At 68.4% G+C, this 23,723-nt stretch carries 29 protein-coding genes; 19 read left to right on the top strand and 10 right to left on the bottom strand.

Features of this window, described 5'->3' with window-relative positions; genetic code table 11:
- The first annotated feature begins 5 nt into the window (after positions 1-5).
- The 5 genes from QLQ15_RS13920 (at position 6) to QLQ15_RS13900 (ending at position 3,167) form a co-directional block, all read left to right on the top strand.
- Positions 6-347 (top strand): zinc ribbon domain-containing protein YjdM, encoded by a 342-nt coding sequence (locus QLQ15_RS13920; protein ID WP_283213366.1) that lies wholly within the window; start codon positions 6-8, stop codon positions 345-347.
- Between the two features lie 82 nt (positions 348-429).
- Positions 430-993 (top strand): NADPH-dependent FMN reductase, encoded by a 564-nt coding sequence (locus QLQ15_RS13915; RefSeq protein ID WP_283213365.1) that lies wholly within the window; start codon positions 430-432, stop codon positions 991-993.
- An 86-nt stretch (positions 994-1,079) separates the two neighbouring features.
- Entirely contained in the window at positions 1,080-1,886 is an 807-nt protein-coding gene (locus tag QLQ15_RS13910; protein WP_283213364.1) for an arylamine N-acetyltransferase family protein, read from the top strand.
- 21 nt (positions 1,887-1,907) lie between these two features.
- Positions 1,908-2,537 carry an HD domain-containing protein gene (locus QLQ15_RS13905; RefSeq protein WP_283213363.1) on the top strand — a complete coding sequence of 210 codons (630 nt, stop codon included), beginning with the start codon at positions 1,908-1,910 and terminating at the stop codon, positions 2,535-2,537.
- Positions 2,538-2,687: 150 nt separating this feature from the next.
- Positions 2,688-3,167 (top strand): YbhB/YbcL family Raf kinase inhibitor-like protein, encoded by a 480-nt coding sequence (locus QLQ15_RS13900; RefSeq protein WP_283213362.1) that lies wholly within the window; start codon positions 2,688-2,690, stop codon positions 3,165-3,167.
- A 27-nt stretch (positions 3,168-3,194) separates the two neighbouring features.
- On the opposite strand, the gene QLQ15_RS13895 is transcribed toward QLQ15_RS13900, so the two are convergent.
- The 3 genes from QLQ15_RS13895 to QLQ15_RS13885 all read right to left on the bottom strand — a co-directional run bounded on the left by QLQ15_RS13895 (position 3,195) and on the right by QLQ15_RS13885 (position 6,207).
- Positions 3,195-4,226 carry an NAD(P)-dependent alcohol dehydrogenase gene (locus QLQ15_RS13895; RefSeq protein ID WP_283213361.1) on the bottom strand — a complete coding sequence of 344 codons (1,032 nt, stop codon included), beginning with the start codon at positions 4,224-4,226 and terminating at the stop codon, positions 3,195-3,197.
- A gap of 129 nt (positions 4,227-4,355) precedes the next feature.
- On the bottom strand, positions 4,356-5,114 hold the full coding sequence (locus tag QLQ15_RS13890; protein WP_283213360.1) for an SDR family oxidoreductase: 759 nt from the start codon (positions 5,112-5,114) through the stop codon (positions 4,356-4,358).
- Between the two features lie 100 nt (positions 5,115-5,214).
- The gene (locus QLQ15_RS13885) at positions 5,215-6,207 is read right to left on the bottom strand and encodes an aldo/keto reductase (RefSeq protein ID WP_283214023.1); all 993 of its coding nucleotides are present in this window, start codon (positions 6,205-6,207) and stop codon (positions 5,215-5,217) included.
- A 179-nt stretch (positions 6,208-6,386) separates the two neighbouring features.
- Between QLQ15_RS13885 and QLQ15_RS13880 the strand changes: the two genes are divergently transcribed.
- Both QLQ15_RS13880 and QLQ15_RS13875 read left to right on the top strand, forming a co-directional pair.
- Positions 6,387-7,316 (top strand): AraC family transcriptional regulator, encoded by a 930-nt coding sequence (locus QLQ15_RS13880; protein WP_283213359.1) that lies wholly within the window; start codon positions 6,387-6,389, stop codon positions 7,314-7,316.
- Between the two features lie 43 nt (positions 7,317-7,359).
- Positions 7,360-7,569, top strand: coding sequence for a hypothetical protein (locus QLQ15_RS13875; protein ID WP_283213358.1), 210 nt, complete (start codon positions 7,360-7,362; stop codon positions 7,567-7,569).
- Here the strand turns inward: QLQ15_RS13875 and QLQ15_RS13870 are convergent.
- Positions 7,566-8,909: an MFS transporter gene (locus QLQ15_RS13870; RefSeq protein ID WP_283213357.1), complete on the bottom strand. Its 1,344-nt coding sequence runs from the start codon at positions 8,907-8,909 to the stop codon at positions 7,566-7,568. The genes QLQ15_RS13875 and QLQ15_RS13870 overlap by 4 nt on opposite strands.
- Positions 8,910-9,013: 104 nt before the next feature.
- Entirely contained in the window at positions 9,014-10,006 is a 993-nt protein-coding gene (locus QLQ15_RS13865; RefSeq protein WP_283213356.1) for an NADP-dependent oxidoreductase, read from the bottom strand.
- Positions 10,007-10,070: 64 nt separating this feature from the next.
- Between QLQ15_RS13865 and soxR the strand changes: the two genes are divergently transcribed.
- The 6 genes from soxR (at position 10,071) to QLQ15_RS13835 (ending at position 14,557) form a co-directional block, all read left to right on the top strand.
- Positions 10,071-10,532 (top strand): redox-sensitive transcriptional activator SoxR, encoded by a 462-nt coding sequence (soxR, locus tag QLQ15_RS13860; RefSeq protein ID WP_283213355.1) that lies wholly within the window; start codon positions 10,071-10,073, stop codon positions 10,530-10,532.
- An 80-nt stretch (positions 10,533-10,612) separates the two neighbouring features.
- On the top strand, positions 10,613-11,800 hold the full coding sequence (locus QLQ15_RS13855; protein ID WP_283213354.1) for a glycosyltransferase: 1,188 nt from the start codon (positions 10,613-10,615) through the stop codon (positions 11,798-11,800).
- A gap of 77 nt (positions 11,801-11,877) precedes the next feature.
- A complete protein-coding gene (locus QLQ15_RS13850) occupies positions 11,878-12,387 on the top strand; it encodes a DUF1993 domain-containing protein (RefSeq protein ID WP_283213353.1) in 510 nt (169 codons plus the stop codon).
- A gap of 5 nt (positions 12,388-12,392) precedes the next feature.
- A complete protein-coding gene (locus tag QLQ15_RS13845; protein ID WP_283213352.1) occupies positions 12,393-13,034 on the top strand; it encodes a DUF998 domain-containing protein in 642 nt (213 codons plus the stop codon).
- Between the two features lie 52 nt (positions 13,035-13,086).
- Positions 13,087-13,827, top strand: coding sequence for a sulfurtransferase (locus QLQ15_RS13840; protein WP_283213351.1), 741 nt, complete (start codon positions 13,087-13,089; stop codon positions 13,825-13,827).
- A gap of 67 nt (positions 13,828-13,894) precedes the next feature.
- A complete protein-coding gene (locus QLQ15_RS13835) occupies positions 13,895-14,557 on the top strand; it encodes a hypothetical protein (RefSeq protein ID WP_283213350.1) in 663 nt (220 codons plus the stop codon).
- A 6-nt stretch (positions 14,558-14,563) separates the two neighbouring features.
- On the opposite strand, the gene QLQ15_RS13830 is transcribed toward QLQ15_RS13835, so the two are convergent.
- Positions 14,564-15,808: a TIGR03862 family flavoprotein gene (locus QLQ15_RS13830; protein WP_283214022.1), complete on the bottom strand. Its 1,245-nt coding sequence runs from the start codon at positions 15,806-15,808 to the stop codon at positions 14,564-14,566.
- A 131-nt stretch (positions 15,809-15,939) separates the two neighbouring features.
- On the opposite strand from QLQ15_RS13830, the gene QLQ15_RS13825 reads away from it, so the two are divergent.
- Complete coding sequence (locus tag QLQ15_RS13825) at positions 15,940-17,604, top strand: serine hydrolase (RefSeq protein ID WP_283213349.1); 1,665 nt, start codon at positions 15,940-15,942, stop codon at positions 17,602-17,604.
- A gap of 1 nt (position 17,605) precedes the next feature.
- On the opposite strand, the gene chrA is transcribed toward QLQ15_RS13825, so the two are convergent.
- Positions 17,606-18,796, bottom strand: a complete 1,191-nt coding sequence (gene chrA / locus QLQ15_RS13820; RefSeq protein WP_345782434.1) for a chromate efflux transporter — start codon at positions 18,794-18,796, stop codon at positions 17,606-17,608.
- An 87-nt stretch (positions 18,797-18,883) separates the two neighbouring features.
- On the opposite strand from chrA, the gene QLQ15_RS13815 reads away from it, so the two are divergent.
- Both QLQ15_RS13815 and QLQ15_RS13810 read left to right on the top strand, forming a co-directional pair.
- Positions 18,884-19,354 (top strand): hypothetical protein, encoded by a 471-nt coding sequence (locus tag QLQ15_RS13815; RefSeq protein ID WP_283213347.1) that lies wholly within the window; start codon positions 18,884-18,886, stop codon positions 19,352-19,354.
- A gap of 133 nt (positions 19,355-19,487) precedes the next feature.
- Positions 19,488-20,474: an LLM class flavin-dependent oxidoreductase gene (locus QLQ15_RS13810; protein ID WP_283213346.1), complete on the top strand. Its 987-nt coding sequence runs from the start codon at positions 19,488-19,490 to the stop codon at positions 20,472-20,474.
- Positions 20,475-20,647: 173 nt separating this feature from the next.
- Here the strand turns inward: QLQ15_RS13810 and QLQ15_RS13805 are convergent, their stop codons facing one another.
- From QLQ15_RS13805 to QLQ15_RS13795, 3 genes are all read right to left on the bottom strand, one after another.
- Positions 20,648-21,103 carry an FKBP-type peptidyl-prolyl cis-trans isomerase gene (locus QLQ15_RS13805; RefSeq protein ID WP_283213345.1) on the bottom strand — a complete coding sequence of 152 codons (456 nt, stop codon included), beginning with the start codon at positions 21,101-21,103 and terminating at the stop codon, positions 20,648-20,650.
- Between the two features lie 82 nt (positions 21,104-21,185).
- Positions 21,186-21,719, bottom strand: coding sequence for an SRPBCC family protein (locus tag QLQ15_RS13800; RefSeq protein WP_283213344.1), 534 nt, complete (start codon positions 21,717-21,719; stop codon positions 21,186-21,188).
- A gap of 44 nt (positions 21,720-21,763) precedes the next feature.
- Positions 21,764-22,138, bottom strand: coding sequence for an ArsR/SmtB family transcription factor (locus QLQ15_RS13795; RefSeq protein ID WP_283213343.1), 375 nt, complete (start codon positions 22,136-22,138; stop codon positions 21,764-21,766).
- Between the two features lie 148 nt (positions 22,139-22,286).
- Here QLQ15_RS13795 and QLQ15_RS13790 point away from each other — a divergent pair, with 148 nt between their 5' ends.
- The 3 genes from QLQ15_RS13790 (at position 22,287) to QLQ15_RS13780 (ending at position 23,656) form a co-directional block, all read left to right on the top strand.
- Positions 22,287-22,814, top strand: a complete 528-nt coding sequence (locus QLQ15_RS13790; protein WP_283213342.1) for a phage baseplate assembly protein V — start codon at positions 22,287-22,289, stop codon at positions 22,812-22,814.
- Positions 22,815-22,816: 2 nt separating this feature from the next.
- Positions 22,817-23,137 carry a hypothetical protein gene (locus QLQ15_RS13785; RefSeq protein WP_283213341.1) on the top strand — a complete coding sequence of 107 codons (321 nt, stop codon included), beginning with the start codon at positions 22,817-22,819 and terminating at the stop codon, positions 23,135-23,137.
- Between the two features lie 102 nt (positions 23,138-23,239).
- A complete protein-coding gene (locus QLQ15_RS13780) occupies positions 23,240-23,656 on the top strand; it encodes a hypothetical protein (RefSeq protein WP_283213340.1) in 417 nt (138 codons plus the stop codon).
- Positions 23,657-23,723 lie beyond the last annotated feature (67 nt).

Here is a 23,723-nt window from a genome sequence, read left to right as displayed (position 1 = left end):
TGCCCATGCCTTCCGCTCCCGCCTGTCCGCAATGCACCCTGGCCAACACCTACGTGGATGGCGTGAACTTCGTCTGCGCCGACTGCGGCTTCGAGTGGCCCGTGGAAGGTGGCGCAACGACGGAGGCGGGCGTGGTGGTGCGCGACAGCAATGGCAACGTGCTGGTGGCCGGCGATACCGTGGTGGTGATCAAGGACCTGAAGGTGAAGGGGTCGTCGATCCCGCTGAAGCAGGGCACGGTGATCCGCAACATCCGCCTGGTCGAGGACGATGCGGAGCACATCGAAGGCAACTCCGACAAGATCAAGGGCCTCGTGCTCAAGACCTGTTTCCTGCGCAAGGCGTGAGTCCCTCCGTCACGGGTCGGTAACGCGCGGCCCGCAAAAGTACCCCGGACCGGCGCACAGTGGCGCCGGACGGAGCCCGCACATGAGTCAGTACCGCATCGCCCTTGTCGTCGGCAGCCTGCGCCGCGAGTCGATCAACCGGAAGCTGGCCATTGCGCTGACGAAACTGGCGCCGTCGGACTTCACCTTCCACCACTGCGAGATCGGCGACCTGCCGCTGTACAACCAGGACGACGACGACCACCAGGCGGCGCCGGTGAAACGGCTGAAGCAGGAAGTCTCCAGCGCGGACGGGCTTCTGTTCGTCACGCCGGAATACAACCGCTCGGTGCCGGGCGTGTTGAAGAACGCCATCGACCACGCGTCGCGCCCTTACGGAAAAAGTGCGTGGGCGGGCAAGCCGGCGGGCGTGATCGGTGCCTCCATCGGCGCGGCGGGAACCGCGATGTCGCAGCAGCACCTGCGCAACATCCTGGCCTACCTCGACGCACCCACGATGGGTCAGCCGGAAGCCTTCATACACGTCAAGGAAGGCTTCTTCGACGCGGACGGCAACGTGGCCGAAGGCAGTCGCGACTTCGTGCAGAAGTGGATGGACCGCTTCGCCGAATGGGTCCGCACGCATGCGGGCAAGCACGCCGGGTGAACGCCGGCGCGAAACACCGTTGCGCGACGGACGCGTCTGCGACCGGCGCAGGGTGACAGAATCGCTCCGTCACTCCGGAGCTTTCGATGAACCTCGACGCCTACCTGGAGCGCATCGGCTACGACGGCCCGGTCGCGCCAACCACCGATGCGCTGCAAGCCATCGCCTTCAAGCACGCCACCACGATTCCGTTCGAGAATCTCGCTCCGTTCCTCGGACTATCGGTGGACCTGTCGCCAGACGCACTGGAGCGCAAGCTGGTGTCGCAGCGGCGCGGCGGCTATTGCTTTGAGCACAACCTGCTGCTGTGGCAGGCACTGACCGCCATCGGCTTCGACGTGAGCGGCCTGGCCGCGCGCGTTCTGTGGAACGGGCCGGACGACCGCATCACGCCGCGCAGCCACATGCTCCTGCGGATCGCCGGGGAAGAGGGTGCGCTGCTGGTGGACGTCGGTTTCGGCGGCATGACGCCCACCGGTGTGCTGGCACTGCGCGCCGACGTCGAGCAATCCACGCCGCACGAACCGTTTCGCCTGATCCAGCGCGACGGCGACTGGTGGATGCAGGCGAAGGTGGGCGAGGGCTGGCCCACGCTGTACCGGTTCGATCTGCAGCGACAGCATCCGGTCGACTACGAGGCGCCCAACCATTACCTGTCGACGAACCCGGTTTCGCATTTCACCAGCGGCCTGACCGTGGCGCGACCGGTGCCCGGCGGACGGCATGCGCTACGCAATCGCGAGCTGGCGTTCCATCCGCTGGACGGTGCCAGCGAGCGTCGCACGCTGCGCGACGTGGACGAGATGCTGGACGTGCTGGACGGCACGTTCGGCATCGAACCCCCTGACGTACCGCAGCTGCGTCCCCGACTGGCAACACTGTTCACGGGCTGAAGCGCGCGCCACACTAGGCGCATGTCCGACACCGCCGCACTCGCTTCCTGTCTGCCGTTTTCGCCCCCGGACGCGCAGATCTCCGCGTTGCAGGAAGCCTACGCGTCGCCGCCGCGGGCGTACCACAACATCGCGCATGTGCAGGAAGTGCTTCGCCACTACCGCGACGCCGCGAACGGTCCCGGTTGGCGGCAGCCGGTGGAAGTCGCGCTGGCCGTGCTGTACCACGACGCGATCTACGAAGCCGGGCGCAAGGACAACGAAACGCGGTCCGCCGAAATGGCGGTTGCACAGATCGCCCGCTGGATGCCCGATGCCGGTGTCGACGTGCGCCGAGTGATGGACCTGATCGAACTGACCGCACGGCACGGCTCGTTTTCGCCGGGCGACGTGGACGAGGAAGCCGCGCTGTTCCTCGACTGCGACATGGCGATCCTCGGTGCGCCACCCGAGGTATTCGACGCCTACGATCGCGGCATCGCTGCCGAGTATCGCGGCCATGTGCCCGGCTGGCTGTTCAAGCTCAACCGACGTCGTTTCCTGAAAGCCCTGCTGGGGCGCCCGCGCATCTACCTGAGTGGATACTTCCACGAACGCTACGACGCACAGGCGCGTCGCAACCTGCGTCGCGCGGTGACCGAAAAACGTTAGCGGGTCGTGAGGGCGCGCATGATGCCGCCCGTACAATCGGGGCCTTCCGGCAAGGGCCCGCGCATGACCCTCGCGCGCTCGATGGGCATCCTCGCGATGATGCTGGCACTTGCGTTGTTTCCGCCGTGGAGTCGCGGCAGGGAGGCAAGCATGTCATTGCAACTGACGTCGCCCGCGTTCACGCACGAAGGTGCGATTCCCGCGAAGTTCACCTGCGAAGGGCAGGACATCTCCCCCGCACTGAAGTGGACCGGCGTGCCGCCCGGTACGCGCAGCCTTGCGCTCGTCGTGGACGACCCCGACGCGCCCGATCCGGCCGCGCCGCAGCGCGTGTGGGTCCATTGGGTGCTGTACAACCTGCCGGCGGATTTGTCGGGACTGGACGAAGGCGTCGCCGCCGCACAGTTGCCCAAGGGCACCGCGCAGGCGCTCAACGACTGGAAGCGCGTCGGCTACGGCGGGCCGTGCCCGCCCATCGGCCGGCATCGCTACTTCCACAAACTGTATGCGCTGGATGCGGTGCTTCCGGACCTGGGGCATGCGGACAAGGCCGCGCTGCTGAAGGCGATGGAAGGCCACGTGATCGGCCAGGCCGAGCTGATCGGCACGTACCAGAAACAGGGGAAGTAAGGGCTCGTAGTGCAGACGGGGCGGGCGTCAGGGCAACAACACCGCACGCCCCTTGATGCTTCCTTCGCGCAGGCGACGATAGACATCGACGGCCTTCTCCAGCGGGAATTTCTCGACCAGTGGATGGATCTTCCCTTCGGCGGCAAGGGAAATCACCTCCATCAGTTCGGTGCGCGATCCCCAGTAGGGAATGGTCACCTGGCAGCCGTACGGTGGCCGGTTGGCGGCGTAGTGCAACGTGCCGCCGGCCAGGCCGACCACGGTGATCCGACTGTTGCGGCCCACCACCCGCACGCACAGATCCACGGTGGGCTGCGCGCCGACGAAGTCCAACGCCAGCGTTACGCCACGCGGACCGGTGAGCTTGCCGATCGCTTCGGCTGCCGCGTTGCTGTCGTGCGTGTTGACCACGTGCCGTACGCCCAGCTCTTTCGCGTGCGCGAGCTTGGCTTCATCGATGTCGCCGGCGATCACCGTTGCCGCGCACAGCACCTGCAGCAGCTGCACGGCCATGTGGCCGAGGCCGCCGATGCCGATCACCAGCACGTGCGTGTCGGGCGTGAGCATCGGCAGCGCGGACTTGATCGCGTGGTAGGGCGTGAGTGCGGCGTCGCTCAGTGGCGCGGCCAGCACGGGGTCGAGTTTTCCCAGCGGCACCAGCAGGCGCGGCGAGGGCACCAGCATGTAGTCGGCCATGCCGCCATCGGAACCGAGTCCGCCGCCCATGGTGCCGAGCGATGCATGGTTCTCGCAGTAGTTCTCCGCCGAGGTCTGGCACGTGTGGCAACGGCCGCAACCCCAAGGACCGTACACCGCGACCGGATCACCTTCCTTCCAGCCGTCTACGCCCTGGCCGACGCCCGCGATCCAGCCCGCGTTCTCGTGACCCAGCGTGAAGGGGCCCTTGAGGCCGAGGTCCTCGTCCATGATGTGCAGGTCGGAATGGCACACGCCCGCACCACCGATCTTCAACAGCACTTGTCCCGGGCCGGGTTTCGGCTGCGGGACATCGACGATCTCCGCGGGCTTGCCGACTTCGACGAATCGGACGGCCTTCATGGCGTGCCTCCTGGCGGGTGGGGAGGCCAGTGTGCGCGCCGTGCGGTATGCGCATCGTCAATCCGACCGTGCGCTTACCGATGCGGCCCGCGCGAAGCAGGCCGCACCGTTGTCATCGAACGGAAAGAATCAGTAGGCCTGCGCGGTCGGGCGGACCACCAGTTCGTTGACGTCCACATCGGCGGGTTGGCCGATCGCGAAGGCGATCGCACGCGCGATGGCGTCGGCCGGCAGCATGTCCTTGCGGAACACTTCATCCACTTCGCGCTTCATCGCCGGATCGGAGATGGTGCTGGTGAGTTCGGACTCCACCGCGCCCGGCGCGATGGTGGTCACCCGCAGGAACGGTGATTCCTGGCGCAGACCTTCCGACAGTGCGTGCACCGCGAACTTGGTCGCGCAGTACACCGCTGCGGTGGGGAACACGAAGCGACCGGCCACCGACGAGACGTTGACGATCTGCCCGGACTGCTGTGCGTGCATGACGGGCAGCACGGCACCGATGCCGAACAGCACGCCCTTCACGTTGACATCGACCATGCGCTCCCACTCGTCGACCTTGCCGTCGGCCATGCGCGAGAGCGGCATCACGCCGGCGTTGTTCACCAGCACGTCGAGGCGGCCGAAGCGATCGACCGTGGTGGAGATGAAGGATTCGACCGAGTCGCGGCGGGTGACATCCAGCGATTGCACGAGGACTTCGCCGCCGTGTTCGCGGATGCGAGCGGCGAGCGCGTCGAGACGGTCGGTGCGCCGCGCACCGAGGGCGAGAATCGCGCCGTGCGCGGCCAGGCGCAACGCAGTGGCTTCGCCGATGCCGCTGCTGGCACCGGTGATGGCGACGACCTTGCCGCGGATGTCGAGGGTGGATTCAGAGGAAATGCTCATGGGAGGCTCCTTCAGGGTGCAGGACGCCGCTGCGGTCGCGCGTGCGACCGCAGGGGCTCGTTGGGGGAAAGGAGCCGGCGCGTGCGCGCCGGCGAATGGATCAGGCGTTGACCGTACCCATGCCCGCCGCGGGATACCGCGTACCCGCCACTTCGTGGGTGGCCAGCACGTCATCGAGGCGGCGCTGTTCGTCGATGGTCAGGTCGATGCGCGCAGCGCCGGCATTCTCGTCCAGGCGCGCGATACGACGCGTGCCCGGGATGGGCACGATGTCCGGGCCGCGATGCAGCAGCCAGGCCAGCGCCAGCTGCGCCGGCGTGGAGTCGTGTTCGCGCGCGAGGTCCGTCACGGCGTCCACGAGTTGCTGGTTGCGCTCGATGTTGCCGTCCTGGAAGCGCGGGTTCTGTCGACGCCAGTCGTTGTCGGCCAGTTCGCTGGTGGTGTGGATCGCTCCGGTGAGGAATCCGCGGCCAAGCGGGCTGTAGGCCACGAAGCCGATGCCCAGCTCGCGGCAGACGCGCAGCGCGTCGTCTTCGACATCGCGCGTCCACAGCGAGTACTCGCTCTGCAACGCGGCGATCGGGTGCACCGCGGCCGCGCGGCGAATGGTGGCGCCCGAGGCTTCGGACAAGCCGAGGTGCCGGACCTTGCCGGACTCGACCAGACGCGACATCGCACCCACGGTGTCCTCGATCGGAACCTTCGGGTCCACGCGATGCTGGTAGTACAGATCGATGTGGTCCACGCCCAGGCGCTTCAGGCTGGCATCGCAGGCGGCGGCAACGTACTCGGGGCGGCCGTCGATGCCCAGGTACTCACCGGTGGGCGAGCGCACGTTGCCGAACTTCGTGGCCAGAACGACGTCGTTGCGGCGTGTCTTCAGCACCTTTGCAAGCAGTTCCTCGTTGCGGCCCACGCCGTACATGTCGGCGGTGTCGAGGAAGTTCACGCCGATGTCGAGTGCGTGGTTCAGTACGGCGAGGTTCTCGGCCTCGTCGCTGGGGCCGTAGAAATCGGACATGCCCATGCAACCCAGACCGATGGCGGAAACGGTGAGGCCCTGACGGCCAAGCGTGCGGCGGGGAAACGGAATGTTCACGTGGGGACTCCGGACGGGTGGGGAGGGTGGACACATCCTCCGCCCGCGGGCCGTGCGTGCGTTAGCCCATTGCTCGCCGATCCTTGCACGATCCTCCGCCGCAGCATCCATGTCACGCCTGTCGCGCATGCGCACGCGCATAATCGCCGCACGCCATCGAGGGCCGCAAACGCATGAACGACAACGCCTTGAACGTGATCGCCGCCCGTCCTGAACTGGCCGCGCAGCAGGCTGAATTGGCCGACCGGATTGCCCGAAACGTCCCCGGCGACGGTCTGCATGAATCGCCCATCCCGGGCCTGGCGCTGATCCGCGCCAGCGAGACCTCGCTGCCACTGCCCACGGTCTACCACCCGAGCATCTGCGTGGTCGTGCAGGGGAGGAAGCGTGCGCTGCTGGGCGAGGAGGTCTTCCATTACGACCCGCTCAACTACCTGGTCGTGTCGATGTCTCTGCCGATCACCGGACAGATCATCGAGGCCTCGCCGGAACGGCCGTACCTGTGCCTGCGCATGGACATCGATCCGGCGGTGGTAGGCGAGCTGGTGCAGCGCCTGCCCGCATCGCAGGCGTCGTCGAACGGCAGCCGCGCGGTGTACCTGGCGCGCACCAGCGCAACCCTGCTGGACGCGGTGCTGCGGCTGGTGCGGTTGCTCGATACGCCGGAAGAAGCCAACGTGCTGGCACCGCTGGCACTGCGCGAGATTCATTACCGCGTGCTCACCGGCGAGCTGGGCCAGCGCCTGCGTGAACTCTGCGATGCCGACGGTCCTGCTCAGCGCGTGGCGCGCGCCATCGAACTGATCAAGCTGCGCTATGCCGAACCGCTGCGCATCGAACAGCTCGCCGCCGCCTCGCACATGAGCACCTCATCGCTGCACGAGCGCTTCAAGGCCGCCACCGCCATGACGCCACTGCAGTTCCAGAAACAACTGCGCCTGCAGGAAGCGCGGCGGCTCATGCTGGTGGACGGCGTGGAAGCGGCCACCGCGAGTCATCGCGTTGGCTACGAAAGCCCGTCGCAGTTCAGTCGCGAATACCGGCGCCTGTTCGGCGCGCCGCCACGACGTGAAGTGATGGCGATGCGCGGGGCCGCGGGCTAGTCTGTCGGCCCCGAAGGGCCGCGCGTGCGGCAGGGTGCCCGCCATGTCGTTGTTGCTTGAATTGCTCGAACACGTGCTCGACTGGGTGACGTCGTGGCGCCTGTACGTGGCGTGGGCGCTCACGGCCTTCCTGGTGTGGCTGGTGCTGGAGTTCGGGCCACAGGACACGCGCGGCACGGTGCTGGCGGTGGCGATCGCGACGGTCGGAATCGTCGGTGGCTGGCGCTGGGCGCGCAGCGAAGAAGCGCGTTAGTCCGGTATTGCCACGCGAACGCGCGAGGCCAGCACCGCACCCAGCAACGCGAGCAACGCGGATATCGCGAATCCGGTGAGGTACGCCAGCGCCGGCGCGCGGTCCAGCATCGCCGCGAACACGGTGCCGCCGATGGCCAGCACGGCGGCGGTGAACAGTGCATCGCACAGCTGCAGTGCAGAGGAGTTCACACCCTGGCGATTGACCGGCGACAGTTCCAGCGTGAGTACGGACAGCGTCGGAAACAGCGCGCCCATGCCGAGACCGGCGGCGATCCAGCCGACGATGCCCACCGCGACCGGCACGGAAGGCGACACCGAAGCCGCCACGCCGCCCACACCGATGACGATCATTCCCATGCCGATGCGCAGCAATTGCGGCGGCGTGAACGGCTGCGACGGCCGGCTGCGGTACCACGACCCCAGCGACCAGCCCAGCGCGCCCACAGTGAGCACCGCGCCGGCCATCGTCGGCGACAGGCCTCGTTCGCGCGAGAGCAGCAGCGGGATGAACACCTCCGTGCCGAAGAACGCCGACGAGGCGATGCCGCGCATCGCGATCACCGTTGGCAATCCGCGTGCCGCGCGCAGCGTGCCTGGTGGGAGCAGACGCCACGCGCAGGAGATCAGCGCGACGACGGACACCGCCAGCAATACAGCGCCTTCCGTGCCGCGTTGCTGGCCCGCATGGTGCAGGGCGAGCGCGCTCAGGGCGGCGCCGATCGCCCAGGCCAGACGGTTCGATTCGGTGATTGCGGCGTCGTGTGCGCTGCCGGACGCCGCGCCCAGCCCGCGCACCGCCGGCAGCACGAATGCGGCCGCTGCGACTGCGAGCAGCGGCACCGACAGGAACACCCAGCGCCAGCCGACATGTTCGACCAGTGCGCCGCTGATCGTCGGCCCGACCACCGCCGGCACGACCCACGCCGCCGCGAACGCGGCGAAGATGCGGGGGTGCAACGCAGGCGGATAGACACGCCCGACGGCGACGTACAGCGCGACGGACATCATTCCGCCGCCAAGACCCTGTACGACGCGACCGAGCAGCAGCACCCCCATCGATGGCGCAAGGCCGGCGATCAGCAGGCCCAGTGCGAACCACACGATGCCGTGGCGCAGCGGCGGTGCCGGTCCGCGCAGGTCCGCCCAGCGCCCGGCGGCGACCATTCCCACCACCGATGCGGCCAACGTGCCGCCGAAGGCCAGCGCGTACAGCGACAGGCCATCGAGCGCCTGCGCCACGGTCGGCATCGCGGTGGCGACGGCCAGTGCTTCGAACGCGTACAGCGCGACCAGCGCCACCGCGCCGAACGTCACGCCGCGATACGGGCGATCGAACAAGCTCTGTTGCGGGTGCGCTGCCGGGGTGGAATCGTTGTTGGGCGCTGGCGGGTCGCGTGGATCCGTCGCCGCCTCGTCGCGGAGTGTGTCGTGGCGGGCGTCGTTCACAGCGCGTGGCCGAAGGTGTTGTAGATCATCAGTACCACCTTGCCACGGCCGTGCCCGTTCTCCACGTCGCGATGCGCAACGGCCGCGTAGGCGAGGGGATAGATGTCGCGCACGTGCACCCGCAGGCGTCCGGCGGCATGCAGGTCCACCAGCGCCTGCAGGCGTTCGCGGCTGCGCCGGCTGTGGATGGCCTGCACGCCCAGGCGTTGCACGTCCTCGAAATCCACCAGCGTGCCGATGCGGGAGGGTTCGATGCCCAGTTCGATGGACGCATCGAGCGCGCCACGGCCACTGCCATCCAGGGCGGCATGCACGCGCGGTGCCAGCAGGCGCACGCGTTCGGCCAGACCCGGGCCGTACAGGACGGGCTCGGCACCGAGCGATCGCAGGTAGTCGTGGTTCTCGCGGCTGGCTGTGCCGATCACGCGCGCGCCGCGCAGCCGCGCCAGTTGCACGGCCATCGTGCCGACGCCTCCGGCAGCGCCGTGCACCAGGACCGTGTCGCCTGCGTCGATGTCGAGTGCCTGCACCGCGGTGAGCGCGGTCTGCCCCGATGCGGAGAGTGCACCCGCCACGGCCCACGACATCATCGGTGGCTTCAGCACCGCCTGCGTCGCTGTCACGACCACCGCCTCGGCGTACGCGTTGGCCGTGGTCCAGCCCAGCACCTCGTCGCCTTCCACCAGGTTCGTCACGCCTGCGCCCAGTGCATCGATGACGCCGGCGAACTCGTTGCCCAGCTGACGGGGGAAGGGCGCCTGGCCGATGCCGCGCTGTGCGAACCAGCCACTGCGCGTGGCGCAGTCGGCCGGCTGCACGCCGGCGGCGCGCACGCGCACGCGGATCTCGCCGGGGCCGGGCGGGGGAAGGGGTAGTTGCGCAAGACGCAGCACGTCTGCCGCGCCGTACGTGTCGAAGACGATGGCCTGCATCGTCGGCACCGGCGCCGACCGGGCGGCATATCCGTCGCGCGCATTCCGTGTGTCCATGGCTTGACCTGGATCGAACATGGGGCGGAGGATAGAACCTCAAGTTAAGTTGAGGTCAAGCGCGATGACGCACGACGAGCTCACCGTGGGCGATGTCGCCCAGCGCAGCGGCGTGGCGGTATCGACGCTGCACTTCTACGAAGCCAAGGGATTGATCCACAGCCATCGCACGGCGGGCAACCAGCGCCGGTACTCGCGCGACATGCTCCGGCGCATCGCCATCATCCGCGCGGCCCAGCGCGTGGGCATGCCGCTGGCCACGATACGTGAGGCGCTGGCCAGCCTTCCCGAGGCGCGCACGCCCACCCGGCGCGACTGGGCACGCCTGTCGACCGCGTGGCGCGAGGAACTGGACGCCCGCATCGGGCAGCTGGTCCAGATGCGCGACACGCTGGACGACTGCATCGGCTGCGGGTGCCTGTCGCTGGACCGCTGCCGGCTGGCGAACCCCGGCGACGTACTGGGCGAACACGGCGCCGGCCCGCAGCGCTGGGCCGAAGGTTCCGAATGCGCCGAAGAAGACTGAGCCCCAAACTCCTGATGTCGGTGTGACACGACTGTCACATTCGCCCGGTGCAATCGTGCGAACCCATCGCGGACGCCACCATGAAGATCCTGATGCTGTCCGACGTGTACTTCCCGCGCGTCAACGGGGTGTCCACGTCGATCCGCACGTTCGCACGCTCGCTGCTGCGGCGCGGGCATGAGGTCATGCTGGTGGCGCCGGACTACGGCGAAGGCAGCGCGCAGTCCGCGCACGACGAGGAGTTCGAAGTGCTGCGCCTGCCGTCGCGGGTGATCTTCTTCGACCCCGAGGACCGGCTGATCAACGCGCGCGCGGCGCGGCAGGTACAGGCCGCGCTGGCCGACCGCGAGTGGGACGTGATCCACATCCACACGCCGTTCCGCGCGCACGGGTTGGGCGTGCGTCTGGCGCGACAGGGCGGCTGGCCGACGGTGGAGACCTATCACACCTATTTCGAGGAATACGTGGGCCACTACCTGCCCTGGTTCCCGCCCGCGATGACGCGCTGGGTGGCGCGCGCGGCGTCGCGCCGCCTGTGCGACGGTGTCGATCACCTGATCGTGCCCAGCGCGCAGATGGTGGACGTGCTGCAGCGCTACGGCATCGATACGCCGCGCACGGTGCTGCCCACCGGCATCGAGCTGTCGGAATTCGCCGGCGGCGACGGCGCGCGTTTTCGCGCCGCGCACGGCATCGCGTCCGATCGTCCGGCGCTGGTCACCGTCAGCCGGTTGTCGCTGGAGAAGAACATCGACTTCCTGCTGCGCGTGGTACGGACCCTGGTGCCCGACTTTCCCGCGCTGCTGTTCCTGGTCGCCGGCGAAGGCCCGGACGAGGCGCGCCTGAAGCGCCGCGTGGCGGAGCTGGGCCTGCAGGAGCACGTGCGGTTCTTCGGCAACCTGGACCGCCGCACCACGTTGCTCGATGCCTACCGTGCAGGCGATGCGTTCGTTTTCGCTTCGCCCACCGAAACGCAGGGGCTGGTGCTGATCGAAGCCATGGCGCTGGGCGTTCCCATCGTCTCCACCGCGGTGATGGGCACCGCGACGGTACTGGCCGGCACGCGCGGCGCGCTGGTCGCGCAGGAAGACGTCGACGACTTCGCTGGCAAGGTCGCGCAGGTGCTGCGCTCGCCGACGCTCCGGGAAATGCTGGCCGATGGCGGCAGGCTCGATGCGCGACGCTGGAGCACGGATGTGTTGATGGGGCAGGTTGAGGCGCTGTATGCGTCACTGGCCGGATCGCGGGGAGTGCCGGCCGTGGCGTGAGCGCGACGACGGCACGGTGCGGCGAAGGGTGGGCGTGTACGATTCGCGTATTCCCATTCTGTTCCCCGGAGCTTTCCATGTCCCTTTCGATGCACGAGACCTCGGTGCCCGTGTTCCGCCACATGCTCGGTGCGCTTTCCGGCGTGCTTGCCAAGGGCGAGGCCCACGCGGTGGAGGCTGGCTTCGATCCGGGCGTGCTGCTGCAGACGCGCCTGTTCCCCGACATGTTCCCGCTGGTGCGACAGGTGCAGATCGCATGCGATTTCGCCAAGAGCGTGTCGGCACGCCTGGCCGATGTCGAAGTGCCGTCCTTCCCGGATGAGGAAGCCAGCTTTGCCGACCTGCAGGCGCGCATCACCCGCACGCTGGCTTTCATCGATGGCCTGGACCCGCTGCTGTTCGAGGGCAGCGATGAGCGCGAGATCGTGCTGCGCCCGGGCACGCCGAAGGAGCGTCGCTTCGACGGCCGCGGCTACCTGCTGCAGTACGGCCTGCCGCAATTCTTCTTCCACGTGACCACGGCCTATTCGCTGCTGCGCCACAACGGCGTGCCGGTGGGCAAGCTCGACTTCATGGGCGCACGTTGATCGGCATGCCGGCCGTGGCGGCGCAACGGTCGCTCGCGCGGGCGCGCGGGATGGGCACGCTGGCGCTGGCCTGCGTACTGGCATTCACCACCGTCGCAACGGTGCTGCAGGGTGTGCGCGCGGACCTGGATTGGGTGCGCGCGCCGCTGAGCTTCTACCTCGTCGGCCCACACGCGCTGTGGTTGCAGGTGGCGTACATCGCGCTGGCCATCGCGCTGGCGACGCTGGGCGCGGGCTTTCACGCTGCAACGCCTCCGGCCCGGCGCAGCGTGGTGCCGATGCTGCTGTTCGTGATCGGCGCGATGGCGCTGGCCGTGACCGCGATGGCAGAAACCGACCTGGGTCGTGGCGGTGAAATCACCCTCGCGGCACGGATCCATGGCATCGCCGCGCCGATCGCGTTCCTCGGCACGACGCTGGCGATGCTGCTGCAGTCCTGGCGCTTCCGTGCCGATCCGGACTGGCGGCGCCACTTCGCGCTGGGCTTCGGCCTGGCCGTGGCGTGCTTCCTCGCGTTGTGGGTTCACGCACTCTGGCGCGAGCTGCCGCGGGGGCTGAGCCAGAAGGCGGTGATCGTGGCGATACTGGCCTGGCTGGCGCTGGCCGCAGGCTGGTTGCGCCGCACGCCCGAGCGCAGCCTTTATTGATCAATAGGTTATGAGTAGTTCTTAAGGTCGATTGGGCGTCTAAAATAGACGCATGCTGCTCAACCTCGCCGCCTACCATTTCGTCCGCATCGACGAACCCGCCACGCTGGCCAGCCAGCTCCATTCGCGTGCCGACGCCGTCGGCCTGCGCGGCACCATGCTGGTCGCGCCGGAAGGCATCAATCTGTTCCTCGCCGGCACCGAGACCGCGCTGCGCGGGTTCGTCGAAGAACTGCGCACGCAACCACCATTCGCCGATCTGACGGTCAAGTTCAGCCACAGCCGTCGCCAGCCGTTCGCCCGACTGAAGACGAAGGTGAAGCCGGAGATCATCAGCTTCCGGCGCGAGAACTCATCGCCGCTGGAAGGTCGTGCTCCCGCGGTGTCGCCATCCACGCTGATGCGCTGGCTGGACCAGGGGCACGACGACGCCGGCAAGCCAGTGGTGATGCTGGACACGCGCAACCGCGAGGAGTTCGGCTACGGGACGTTCGCCAACGCACTGACGTTGCCGATCGACAACTTCACCGATCTGCCGCAGGCGTTGCAGCCACATCGCGAAGCGCTGCGCGACAGCACCGTGGTGAGCTTCTGCACCGGTGGAATCCGTTGCGAGAAGGCCGCGCTGTGGATGCACGCGGAGGGAATGAGCAACGTGTTGCAGCTGGACGGCGGCATTCTGGGTTACTTTGAACAGGTGGGCGGCCGTCATTACGATGGTCGCTGCTTCGTGTTCGACGAGCGCGTCGCGCTCGATGCCGAACTGCAACCCCTGGTGGACGACGCTGCCTGAGGCAGCCGGCGCGATCCCTTCGCGTCGCGTCCGCTCCGAGCGAGGAGTGCGACCTGTGAGGAAGGCGATGTCGAAGTCCGGAGTGTGGAACCTGCGTTCGTCCCACGGCCTGTCGCTGTTCGCGGCAGGGCTGGCGACGTTGGCGCTGACAGCCTGCGAGCCGCAGAAGCCGGTGAACAGCGCGCCACCGGAAGAGATCACCGCACCGGCTCCGGCTGCCAACCCGCAACCGGACGCCAACGCGAAACCGGTCGAGCGCGCCGCGCCGCCGATGATCACGCCGGTGGCGCTGGGCGAGTTCGAGCCGGGCAATCCGGTCGCCATCGCGGTGACGGGCAAGCTCAGCCTGGAAGACGCGATGCTGAAGGGAGACAACGGCGCCAGCTTCACGACCGAACGTGTCGCGCTGGTCATCGGCGGCGACCAGTATTCAGCGGGCCAGACCTATGCGCAGGCGATGATGATTCCGGCCGAGCAGCAGGTGGAACTGCGCCGCGTGCTGGAAGAAACACCGCCGACGCAGATACCGGCGAACGCGCTGTGCGGCGGCAGCCGCACCGGCTTCATCGCGCTGGCGAAAGTGGACGAGGGCGGCGGTGAGATCGTGAAGCTGATCGGCCTCAAGGGCACCGACCTGCCGGCGGCCAGCGCTACCGGCGTCGAGCTGTGCGCCAGCACGTTCTACATCGCCAGCAAGGCTGAAGCCGACAAGCCGGCCGAAAAGAAGTAAGCGGCCTCAGCCGCGGCGCAACCACGACACCGCGCCGCGCCCGGCGCGCAGGCCGCTGGCGTAGCAGGCAGTGAGCAGGTAACCGCCGGTCGGCGCTTCCCAGTCGAGCATCTCGCCCGCGCAGAACACGCCGGGCGCCTCGCGCAGCATCAGCGCCTCGTCCATTGCTTCCAGCCGTACACCGCCAGCACTGCTGATCGCCTCCGCGATCGGTCGCGCGCGCAGCAGGCGCAGCGGCAGCCGTTTGATCGTGCGCGACAGGGCCTGCACGTCCTGCATCGCGTCCTTGCCGAGCACCTCGTACAGCAGCGCGGCCTTGACGCCGGTGATGCCCGAATACCGCCGCAGGTGTTCGGTGAGGCTGCGTCCGCCGCGCGGCTTCGACAGCTCCTCGCGCAGGCGATGCAGTTCGCGTCCGGGCGCGAGATCGAGCTCGAGCCGCGCTTCGCCGTGCGCGGCGATGGCGTCGCGCAGTTCCGCCGACAGCGCATAGACCAGGCTGCCCTCGATGCCCGTGGCGGTGACGACGCATTCGCCCTGCAGTTCGCGCGCCTGACCCTGTGCATCGGTCCAGTGCGCGACGACGGGCTTCAGCGGCGCGCCGGCGTGGCGGCTCGCGAAGTACTCGGTCCAGCCGATGTCGAAGCCGCAGTTGGACGGCAGCAGCGACGCCACGTCGATGCCGCGCTCGCGCAGCGTCGGCACCCACGCGCCGTCGGAACCCAGCTCCGGCCAGCTGCCGCCACCGAGTGCCAGCACCGTGGCGTCCGCATGCACGAGGCGCTCGCCGTCGGGCGTATCGAAACGCAGTGCGCCGTTCGCATCCCAGCCCAGCCAGCGGTGCTGCACGTGGAAGCGCACGCCGTCCTCGCGCAGGCGCCGCACCCAGCCGCGCAGCAGCGGAGCGGCCTTGCGGTCGGTGGGGAACACGCGGCCGGATGTGCCGATGTAGGTCTCCACGCCGAAGCCGCGGGCCCATTCACGCAAGGCGTCCGCGTCGAACTCGTCCAGCCAGGCGCCGATCTCCCGCGAGCGCGCACCGTAGCGGCTGTCGAACGCCGGACGCGGTTCACCATGGGTAAGGTTGAGCCCGCCCTTGCCGGCAATCAGGAACTTGCGTCCGACCGAGCCCTTGGCGTCGAACAGATCCACCTCCACGCCGGCCGCACGCGCGGTCTCGGCCGCCATCAGGCCGGCGGGGCCGCCGCCGATCACGGCGAGTCGAACGGAAAGGGGCTGGGTGGTGGACATCGACCTGCGCTGCGGTCGCGTCGCCAGGGCGACGCGGAAGGGGATGCGCATTATGCCGATTCGACCGTGGGCACTCGCCATCACGGCCCGAATGCCCGAACCTTCACGGAACAGACCAGAGGAAACAGCGGATGCGGCATCGGGAGGCGGGCGCGCTGCGCGCCGTGATGGGGACGGCACTGGCACTGGGCGCGATCGCGCCAACGCACGCGGCGGCGCCGCAGGTCGTGCACCCGGCACCGGCCGCGACGCTGCCCGCGCAGCTGGACGATTTCGACGCCTACGTGGAAGGCGTGCGCCGACAGTTCGACGTGCCGGGCATCGCCGTGGCCATCGTGAAGGACGGCGAGGTCGTGTTCGAACGCGGGTTCGGCGTACGTGAGCTGGGCAAACCGGCGAAGGTCGAAGCGACCACGCTGTTCGCCATCGCCTCCAATACCAAGGCCTTCACCGCGGCATCGCTGTCGATCCTGGCCGACGAGGGCAAGCTGAGCCTGGACGACCGCGTCATCGACCACCTGCCGTGGTTCCGCATGTCCGATCCGTACGTCACGCGCGAAATGCGCGTGCGCGACCTGCTGGCGCATCGCAGCGGCCTGGGCCTGGGCGCGGGCGACCTGCTGTACTGGCCCGGCACGGATTACAGCACCGAGGAGGTCGCGCGCCGGCTCAAGGACGTTCCGCTGAGCGGCAACTTCCGCGGCCAGTACGCTTACGACAACATCCTGTACGGCGTTGCGCAGCTGGTGGTCGAGAAGGCCAGTGGCCAGCCGTACGCACGGTTCCTGCAGCAGCGCATTTTCGACCCGCTGGGCATGCGTGACACGCGTTTCAACAGCGACGCGCTGCGACCGCGCGACAACGTCGCCACCGGTCACGCCAAGGCCGACTTCAAGGATCTCAAACCCGCTCCGCGCATGTCGTGGGGCAACGTGTCCGGTGCCGGCGGCATCTACTCCAGCGTGCACGACATGAGCCGCTGGATGCGCATGCAACTGGCCGGTGGCACGTTTGTCGATGCGCACGGCAACACGCAGCGCTTGTTCAGCGAGGCACGCCAGCAGGCGATGTGGTCGGTGGTCACGCCGATCCCGGTGCCCAAGCCGCCCGTGCCCGAGCTGGAAGCCGCGCGTCCCAATTTCCTGGGCTATGGCGAAGGCTGGCAGCTGTCCGACTACCGCGGCAGCAAGCTGGCGTGGCACACCGGCGGTTGGCCGGGCATGGTCTCGCGCGTGACGCTGGTGCCGGAGAAGAAGCTGGGCGTGGTGGTGTTGACCAATGCCGAAGCCAGCGGTGCGTTCAACGCGGTGACCCTGCGTGTGCTGGACGCGTTCCTCGATGCACCGAAGACCGACTGGACCGCCGCCTACGCCGCGGCACTGGCCAAGAGCCACGACAAATCCGATGAGGACTGGCGCAAGCACCAGGCCGCACGTGCTCCCGACGCCCCGCCGTCGCTGCCGCTGGGCAAGTACGCGCGTACGTATCGGGATCCGTGGTACGGCGACGTCATCGTCGAACAGAAGGGCGACGCGCTGGAGATGCGCTTCAGTCGCACGCCTCAGCTGGTCGGCACGATGACGCCGTGGCAGCACGACACCTTCGTGGTGCGCTGGAACGAGCGCTGGCTCAACGCCGATGCCTTCGTGACGTTCGCGCTGGACGCCGACGGCGGCATCCGCGAGGCGCGCATGGAGGCGATCTCGCCGCTCACCGATTTCAGTTTCGATTTCCAGGATCTGCGTTTGGCACCTGTGCCGGATCCCGACGCTGTCAACGCGGAGAAGAACGGCTGAATTAGTTGGCCAGCAGGTGCGTGGCGAGCGACGCCGCCACGCACCAGGCCACCACCCACAGCGCCGCCACGCGCAGACGCAACAGCAACGCGAAGCCGACGGCGACGATCAGCATGTCGCCCCAGCCGGCAACGCCCTGGGTCCACACCGGGTCGTAGAGCGCGGCGGCCAGCAGGCCGACCACGGCTGCATTGACGCCGGCCAGCATCGGCCCCGCATTGCGCAACGACGCGACGCGCTGCCACAACGGCAGTGCCGCCGACAGCAGCAGGAAGCCGGGCAGGAACAACGCGGCAAGCGCGAGCGACGCGGACGCCGCGCGCGGAAGTCCCGTCGGGATGTCCGCACCCAGATACGCCGCGATGGAGAACATCGGACCGGGCACGGCCTGCGCGGCGCCGTATCCGGCCAGGAAGGTGTCCGCGCGCAGCCATCCGGTGTCGACCAGCGATTGCTGCAGCAGCGGCAGCACCACATGTCCACCGCCGAACACGAGCGCGCCGGCCCGGTAGAACGCGGCCGCCATCGCCGGCGCGGACGGCTCGCGCGTTGGCCAGAGCAGGGCAAGCGCTAGGCCTGCTGCGAACAACGCGATCAGTACCAGGGCGGTGCGTCGTCCGTACGCCACCGGGATCGCGCCGCCGTCGCGCGCGTTGACACGGCGGCATGCCACGGTGCCCAGCAGCGCGCCCAGTGCGATCGCCACCACCTGCGACCACGCCGATCCGATCCACAGCACCAGCGCGCACGCGCCACTCGCCATCAGCAGGCGCCGGACGTCGGGCGTCATCTGCCGCGCCATGCCGAGCACGCCGTGCGCCACCACCGCCACGGCCACCAGCTTCAACCCGTGCACCAGCGCCGCACCGATGCCGTGCGAGAGGTGCGGGGCCAAGCCCGCGAAGGCGAACATCAGCACCGCCGAGGGCAGGGTGAACCCCACGAAGGCGGCCAGTGCGCCGCGCCAGCCAGCCTGCAGCAACCCGATGGCGAACCCCATCTGGCTGCTGGCTGGCCCAGGCAGGAACTGGCAGATGGCCAACAGTTGCGCGTAGCGCGCTTCGTCGATCCAGCCGTGTCGCACCACGAACTCGTCGCGGAAATACCCCAGGTGCGCGATCGGCCCGCCGAACGACGTGCACCCCAGGCGCAGGAACACGCGGAATACCTCGAGGGCGGAGGAGGTGGCTATGGCGGGTCCCCGATCGTGGATCGCGCGAAGTATGCCGGTTGGCCCTTCCGGTTTCGTGCAGGCTGTGCGAAAGGATGCACCTGGTCCATGCGCAAGGAGATCGCAATGCACCCCGAAGGCTGGTGGCAGGACACCCAGGACATCCCGAGCATCGTGCGCGCCGTGTACGAATGCATCTCCGGTCCGGCCGGCGCGCCGCGCGACTGGGACCGCTTCCGCTTCCTCCAGCATGCGCAGGCGCGCAGCCTGCGCACGGTGGTCGAGGAGGACGGCAGCACGCGTGCGATGGTGTTCGACGTCGAGTCGTACATCGCCAACGTCGAGCCGTTCTTCGCGCAGAACGCCTTCTTCGAAGTGGAGACCGAACAGCGCGTGCAGCGTTTCGGCCAGGTCGCGCATGTCTGGAGCCGCTACGACGCGCGTCCGGCGCCGGATTCGCCGGTGCTGCTCAAGCGCGGCGCGAACAGCATCCAGCTCTGCCACGAACACGGACGCTGGTGGATCTTCAGCACCGTGTGGGACAACGAGCGCGAGGGCGTGATCTTCGACCTGTGGTGAGGCCTTCGCGCCTCCACATGCCGATACGCCCGTCCGTGCAATGCTGTACGCGCGGGGATGGAACGCCGATGGGCTGGCAATCGCGGCGCTGCGTCCCCAAGAAGTACAGATCGACGCACAGGAGCGTGCCTGCGTGATTCCTTTTTCCGTCCTGGACCTGGCCCCGATCACCGAAGGCAGCGATGCCTCGCAGGCCTTCGCCCACACGCTCGACCTGGCGCGGCATGCCGAGCGGTTGGGCTTCCATCGGTACTGGCTGGCCGAGCACCACAACATGCCTGGCATCGCCAGCGCAGCGACCGCCGTGCTCATCGCGCACGTCGCCGGTGGCACATCGACCATCCGCGTCGGTGCCGGCGGCATCATGCTGCCCAACCACGCGCCGCTGCAGGTGGCCGAACAGTTCGGCACGCTCGCCGCGCTGCACCCGGGACGCATCGACCTGGGACTGGGTCGCGCACCCGGTACCGACCACGCGACCGCACACGCACTTCGCCGGTACTTCGAAGCGGCGGACATGTTCGCGCAGGACGTGGTGGAACTGCTGCATTACTTTGAACCCGTGCAGCCCGGCCAGGCGGTGCGCGCGGTGCCGGGCGCGGGACTGGATGTACCGGTGTGGCTGCTGGGGTCGAGCCTGTTTTCCGCGCGACTGGCCGCGCAGCTGGGCCTGCCGTTCGCGTTCGCCTCGCACTTCGCGCCGGATGCGATGGACCACGCGCTCACCATGTACAGGCGCGAGTTCAAACCGTCGAAGCGATTGCAGGCGCCGTACGCAATCCTCGCGCTCAACGTCGTCGCCGCGGACAGCGATGCGCACGCCAGGCGTCTGTTCACCACGCTGCAGCAGGCGTTCGTCAACCTGCGTCGCGGCCGGCCGGGGTTGATTCCGGCGCCGATCGACGACATCGAAGCCTACTGGACGCCGCTGGAGAAGAGCGGCGTGGAGCAGGCGCTGGCGTGTTCGGTGGTGGGCCAGGCGTCGACGGTGCGCGAGGGCATCGCCGCCTTCATCGAACGCCACCGGCCCGACGAGATCATGCTGACCGCCAACGTGTTCGACCACGCTGCGCGCGTCCGTTCGTTCGAGATCGCCGCGCAGGTGTGCAAGGCGTTGTGATCCTGCAACCCCTCTCCCGACGCGCTGCGCGCGTCGACCTCTCCCGCAAGGGGAGAGGCGGACACCGCGAGGCCGGTTGCGGGCGCTGATTCACGAACCGAAGCAGTGCCTTTCCCTTCTCCCCTTGTGGGAGAAGGTGCCCCGAAGGGGCGGAAGAGGGGCTCCTGCCGCACTCAGTGCGGACGCACCTCGAGCAGCTCCACCTCGAACACCAGCGAGCCGTTCGGCGGGATCAAGCCGCCGGCGCCTTCGCGACCGTAGCCGTATTCCGGCGGGATCATCAGGATGCGCTTGCCGCCCACGCGCATGCCGGCCACGCCTTCGTCCCATCCGCGGATCACGCGGCCGGCGCCCAGCAGGAAGGTGAAGGGCTCGTTGCGATCGCGCGAACTGTCGAACTTTTCGCCGCGCTTGTCGGGCACGCGGCTGTCGTAGTTCCAGCCGGTGTAATGCACGACGACGTCCTGACCCGACACGGCGACCGCGCCGGTGCCGACCTTTTCGTCGATGGTTTCGAACTTCGCGATGGTGCCGCCCGGCGGCGGTCCCGGGTCCGCGCAGGCGGCGAGCAGGACGAGGACGGCGGCGAGGGCGAGCAGGCGCGTGACGCGCGGCAGGGTCGGTTTCATGCGCACAGCGTAATGCGCCCGATGCGATCGTGTCATCGATCCGTCGCGGCGCATGGCAGGCGCCGCGACGGACAATGTCCTGCTACGGGATGCGCTGCTCGTACTGCGATTCCAGGCGCGTGTGCGTGGCCCAGAAGCCGGGCGGCGTGCGGCCGGCGAGGCGATCGGCCAGGATGCCCAGGTGCGCGTGCCAGCCGCTGGCCACGCTGACCATGCCGTCGCGGCTGGCGAGTCGGCTGTGGGTAACGACCAGTCGCACGTCATCGCCCTGCGGGCTGAGTTCGAACCGCACCTGCGAGCTGTCGTCCGGGCCTTCGCCCCAGGTGAACTCCAGCAGCCGCGGTGGAGTGCAGGCGAGGATGCGCCCCGGGCAACTGACATGGCCGCCGTACTTCTCGTACTTGGGCGGTGGCGGGGCGTCGTTCTCGGTCAATGCATTGTTGTGGAACTGCAGGTCGACGCGTCCGCCCACGTGCAGGTCCATCTCGCCGGAGGCGAGCCAGCTGCCGCGCTTCTCCGACTCGGTCAGGTAAGCCCAGACGCGCTCGATGGGGCCGGGAAGCGTGCGCTCGATGCGCACGGTGTCTGCTGCGAGGACAGTGCCGAAGTCGTTCATGGTGGTGTCTCCAGTGGGGGAGGGAAGACGCACGGGATCGGGGTTCATCGCTTCCTGTTCCCGGGCGGGCGTGGGGGTGGCGTCTTGCGTGCGGGTGTTGCGCGATCCTCGGCGCGCAGCAGCGACTCCAGGACATCGAGCTTCTGGTTCCAGAACTGCTCGTAGTGGCGCATCCATTCCATGCCGGCATGCATCGGGCGCGCATCCAGGCGGCACACGTGCGTGCGGCCCTGCACCTCGCGCTGCACAAGCCCGGCGCGTTCGAGCGCCTTGATGTGCTTGGACGCAGCGGCCAGCGAAATGTCGAAGGGCTCGGCCAACTCGCCCACGCTGCGCGGCTGGCGCGAAAGGCTTCGCAGCATCGCGCGGCGGGTGGGGTCGGCCAGGGCGCGGAAGACGGCGTCGAGGCGATCGGGCATATATTCAACCATGTGGTTGAATGTCTATCCGGGCGCGAAAATTGTCAACCATATGGTTGAACGTTCCGACGAGCGGTAACGCTGTCCTGCGCCCGCTCCCGTTCACGTTTCCAACTACGGGGGGGTCGCGCGCTCAAGGATCAGACGCATGCCGCATCCGAGCAAAGCCGCGCCGCAGCGCCATTACGGAAAGCACCGCGGCGTGGTGGTGGACAACATCGACCCGCTGCAACTGGGCCGCGTGCTGGTGCAGGTGCCCAAGGTCTTCAACGGCGATGCCCGCTGGGCGATGCCCTGCGTCCCCGTCGCGGGACACCAGAGCGGCGTGTTCCTGTTGCCGTCGGTCGGAGCGCCGGTGTGGGTGGAATTCGAAGGGGGCGACAGCGAAATGCCGATCTGGGTCGGCGGGTATTGGGTGGACGCCGCGGAGCTGCCGCCGCTGGCGCAGTCCGGGCACGCGGTCGCGCCCAGTCTGGTGTTTCAGACGCCAGGGCAGAACGCGGTGACCATCTCCGATCTGCCCGGGCCCGAAGGCGGAGTGGTGCTGCGCACACAGACCGGCGCTTCCATCGCGGTCAACGAGGCGGGTATCACCATCAGCAACGGACGCGGTGCCAGCATCGTGCTCGCAGGTTCCATGGTGACCATCAACGACGGCGCGTTGACGGTGGTATAGCCATGAGCGGCGCGATCCTTCACCTGGGAGCCAGCGTCACCTGCTCGCACGGTGGCCCCGCGGTGCCGACGGTGCCTTACTCGCGCGTGACGCTGTCGGGGCATCCGGTAGTCACTGTCGCAGCGCCGTATGCCATCGCGCACTGCAATCTTGCCGCGCCGGCCGAAGCGCTGCGCTGCACCGGCGGGCAATGGTTGCAGGGCAGCACGCGCGTGTTCGCCGGAGGACGTGCACTGGTGCTCGAGACCAGCCCCTCCATGTGCGTGCCCAATGGCGCGGCAATGCTGGTGCTGGAATGCCAGACGCGCGTCAGTGCCGTCTGAACCACGAAACTCTCGCAGCGGCACCAACGACGAAGACGACTAGCCTGTGGCCATTCCAACCAGGGATGGCGGGCGATGCGACAGGGACGTCGAATTCAGAGCGTGGTGGTTTGGGCGCTGGCGTCGGTGACCGGCGTGGCGTGTGCGAACACGGTGCACAAATGCATCGGCCCCGGCGGCGCGGTGAGCTACCAGGACGCGCCGTGCGCCGCGGGCCTGCGCGAAGGCGGCCGCTGGGCGGCGGATCCGGAACCGCCGCCGACGCCCGCGCAGATGCAGGCACGCGACCGCAAACTGCAGCAGGACCGCGCCGAATCGGATTTCCTGTCGCGCCGCGCCGGTACCGATCGCGTCGGCAGTGGCCGCGCGCAGACATCGCGCGCGGTCCGCAATCCCGCGCCGTCGGCATGCGAAGCCGCAAAGGCCGCACGCCAGAAGACGCTGGACAGCGTCGGCCTCAAGCGCACCTTCGACCTGCTGCGCAAACTGGACGAACAGGTTCGCGAAGCCTGCCGCTAGCCCGCAGCGTGAGAGTGCCCAGTCAAGGGCGCTGCCACGAATGCCTGAAGCAGCGAATGCTGAACTT

This window comes from Lysobacter stagni (assembly GCF_030053425.1).
GTDB lineage: Bacteria > Pseudomonadota > Gammaproteobacteria > Xanthomonadales > Xanthomonadaceae > Lysobacter_J > Lysobacter_J stagni.
Note: the sequence above shows the minus strand (reverse complement) of the source record. Positions and strands in the feature narration are given on the sequence as shown.